We start from the raw sequence: 3712 nt of genomic DNA on the forward strand, positions 1-3712 counted from the left end.
GGGGATGTACGTGCGTAGGATTCTCGTCACGTTTCTGGTTCTGGTGTTCCTGTTTGCTTCGGCGTTTCCGGCGCTCGCGGCGACGACGTCCGGGTGGGGTTTGTGGAAGGACGTGACCACCTTCGGATTCGATGACTATCACACCAGGGTGGGGGACAATACGAACTTCCCGGTGATGTGGCCCGCCTGGTACGCCTTCCAGAACCCGCCCGAAACTTCCTACTCCCAGCCGCTGATCCTGGACGGGGACTACTTCGGCAAGGACCGCCCGGTGGTCATCGCGGCAATAGGGAAAGCACTGTGCGGGTTTGTTTCCAAACAGGCCAAACCCGACGGTAAATTTCAACCCAACCCGCCGGTCTGGTCCCTGCCCCTGAAGGGTGACGGCCCGACCAAGAGCCACCCGACGCTGGTGGACCTCAACGGCAGGAAGCTGGTCTTTATCGGTACCGAGCACGATAGCACAGTGGGCGGGGCCTGGCTCCAGGTGTTCGACGTGACGGACTTCGACCACCCGAAAGAAGTTTTCCGCGACTGGTCGAAATTTATCCATGACGTGGTCTCTGCTCCGGTGGTATATAACTGGCACGGCCACCTGGTCGTAATCACTACCGCTGGCGATACAGGTCGGATCGTGCTCTGGTTTGGCCTGGACAAATTAGAAGACGGCGGGATAGTCGGTCCGGGAGAAATAACCACGGGTTATCTTGCGCTCCCCGGCCGCACATCGTCCACGCCTAGCATCGTGAAGCTCGCGGACGGGTCCGACGGCTTCGCCGTGGGCGTGGATCAGGGGCTGTACAGCGGCAAGCTTTACATCTACAGGTTCGACGACATCCTGAGCGAAAACAATGGAAAAGTGTATCTGAAGAGTAACAAGGAGTACAGGACAGCAAACCTCCCCTCCGGCCTGGTGGCCAGCTTCTCGGTCAGCGGGGACCGCACGAAGCTGTACTTCGGGGACTGCCGGAGCCGGGTGTACTGCTACGACACGTGGGCACTGAAAGGCGCGTGGGTGAACACCGCTGTCGCCGGCACCTTCTCCAACCGCTCCCCGGCCTTACTCCCGGGTACGGTCTTCTTCCCGGCGGTGGGCGGCACCAGCTCGGGTGACGTGAACTCCCCGGGCAAGGTGATCGCCGTGGACCGCAACACCGGGAAGACGATGTGGGTGGCGAATTTCGACTCCCGGGCTCAAACGGCTCCGGCGGTCTGGGCGGTCAACGGGCACGGCAGCATTGTCCTCGAAGGTACGCGCGGCATTTCCGGCAAATCCTCCCCGGCACTGGCCATGCTGGGCGCGGGCACCGGTGAGAAATACGGGTACGTCAACCTGCCCGTGTCCAGCGGCGGCGGGTCTTACGCCGCCGGTGTTTCGGGTGAAATCTCCGTAGCCCACGACCACCTGGTGGTCACCACGAACGAGGGCATATTCGCCTGGAACGCCATCCCCATCGACCTGGAGGCTGTTTCCATCGACTCCGGCGTGCCCAAGGGCCAGAAGGCGAAGGTGGGGCAGAAATACACCGCCACCGCGGTCTTCAAGTACAAGCAGGACCCTGGTATTGAGTGGCCATTGGACAAAATACCCGTGGCGGCGTTCCACGTAATCGGCGACACAATCAATAAAGCAGGTTTAAAGGACGAAGCGGGTACACCGCTGCCGGTTTACGAAGGCAACAAGCAGCAGGTGATCTCCCTCAACAAGCAGGGTGACACGGTGACGGTGAAGTTCGACTGGACGGCTCAGCCGGGCTCGAAGAAGCTGGTTGCCGCCCTGAACACGTTCTACCCGGACATCATGAACCCGAAGCTGGTGCGGTACTACCCCGAACTGACCGAAAAGAACAACCTGGTGTCCGTCAATATCGAGGTTGAGGGCCTGCACGACGTCAAGGCCACCCTCCTGCCCGCCAAGACGGTCTGGAAGACGCTCCCCGGGCGGGACGTGAAGATAATCGTAACCGGCAGGGCGACCAGGAAGGACGACAACGGCGGTAAGATCCCGGTGAGGTTCACGGTGAGCGGCCCGAGCGGGCCCGTAACGAAGACGGTGCGGCTCGGACCGAAGGACAGCGAGAGGACGATTTACACCTTCACCACGTCCACCCCGGGTACGTACAGGTTCCGCGCGGAGGCATGGCCGGCGGACGGCTCCTGGGAGGACGCCTACCCGCCGGACAACGTGGCTGAAACTACGGTGAGGGTGGAGGTCGTGCAGCTGCCGCCGAAGGACAGCAAGATCCATGCGGAGTTGATTGGGGATTAGATTGTAGATCTGGTTCAGGGGGCCGGGGATGACCCGGCCTTTTTAGTTCACAGGGGAGGGGTTTTGGTGGTTCTTAGCAAGCAAAACCCATATAAAAAATGCAAGAATGCATATTGCGGCACCAAACCGTTCAGTTATTTGCATGGTCTGCCCATCTCCAATTCGTTGTATCACGAGGTAATAGGTATAACAGGAGTCATTATTTGCTATATGCTTTTTAGCTCTGGATCCGGAGACCGTTCCATTTTGAGCTTCTTCATGTACCTTTTGGCGCCTGGTGTTTTGAGGGGACTGCTTTCTCAGCCGGGTAGCTCGGTTGATATGTCTATAACCTCAATGTCGTGGGGAAGTATAGCGTGCATAGTTGCGTGTATTTGGAAGACAACATCATGCTTGGTTGTGGGCCGCGGAGAGATGCTGGTATTTTTGCTGGCTTCTGCTATGTGGCTTCTTCCGGTAGTGCTGTTGTGGGCCTTTTGGCCGTTCTCTTTTCTATGGAAACTAGGGTGGACGGTCTGTTATTTTGCTTTTTTGTGGATTGCAATTATCCTGCACGAACTTTGATTAATCGTCAACAGGGAGGTGCGGTTAATCATGACGTTCTTTCAAGTTACCATTGCTTTCATTACTGCTCTTTGCTTCTTGTTTTTGTACTGCGTTTACTACTGGGGATGTTTCCCCAGCGAACCAGGTGAATTCATATCACTCGGCGACGAGCGGCCGGAAGTCCGGAAGTTTCCCCACGGAGATATTGGCAAAGAAGGCGCTGGCAAAAGCGGCAATCCTGGGGAAAAGGGACTGCCAGAAACAAAGCCTCTGTACATCTGGACGAAGCGCAAATTCAGCGGGGTCTTTTGTGAGCCAGGTTTTGACGGTAATCTTTCTGGTTTCGGGCAGTTCTGCAAGACAGGCAACAGCCCGGTCCAGCTCGGCGATCAGAAAAGCCCTCCTGTTTTTACGGATGTATACCCGGAAAGCAAAAAAACCGAGGTGGAGGCTCCACTCACCGCTGCCGCGGTAAACAGCGAAAGTCATTTTACCGATCCGTATGGAACTCCAGATGTGCATGGTTGCGGTGAGGGAAACGCAGAAGAGGGAAAGGACAGCACTGATACCTGCATTCCTGCTGAAGAGAAAAAAGATCAGGTACAGGAGAACCGGACCGGAGGTTACGGTAAAAACGCTTCAGACTGCTGCTTTGAGGGGCGCGACTGCAGTCGTGAAGGGGTCCCTGAAAGCGTCCTGGCCTGGGCCAGCAGACGGGGCAGTGCAGCTATCAGTCATCTTGCCGGGGAAGTGCTCGCTTCTATTGCCTTTTCCGTTTATGTCTGGTTTTTTGCGGTTGCCTTTCACGGCGCGTCTTTCCTCTCCAGTGAGGCGGTGTTTTTCGTGCTGGCAGCTGCGGTACAACCGCTCAGCACCGCGGTTGGTTTTCTATGGCTG

Annotated in this window: 2 protein-coding genes; both read left to right on the forward strand. The window is 57.2% G+C overall.

The window, feature by feature from the left end; genetic code table 11:
• Window positions 1-2269, forward strand: a 2269-nt coding sequence (locus ACPLUI_RS12435) for a hypothetical protein (RefSeq protein ID WP_424660575.1), incomplete at its 5' end; no start/stop codon positions are given.
• Window positions 2270-2863: 594 nt separating this feature from the next.
• Window positions 2864-3712: hypothetical protein (locus tag ACPLUI_RS12440; RefSeq protein WP_424660576.1), on the forward strand; the 849-nt coding region annotated here is incomplete at its 3' end.

The organism is Desulfofundulus sp., from assembly GCF_049701015.1.
In the GTDB taxonomy this organism is placed as follows: Bacteria; Bacillota; Desulfotomaculia; order Desulfotomaculales; family Desulfovirgulaceae; genus Desulfofundulus.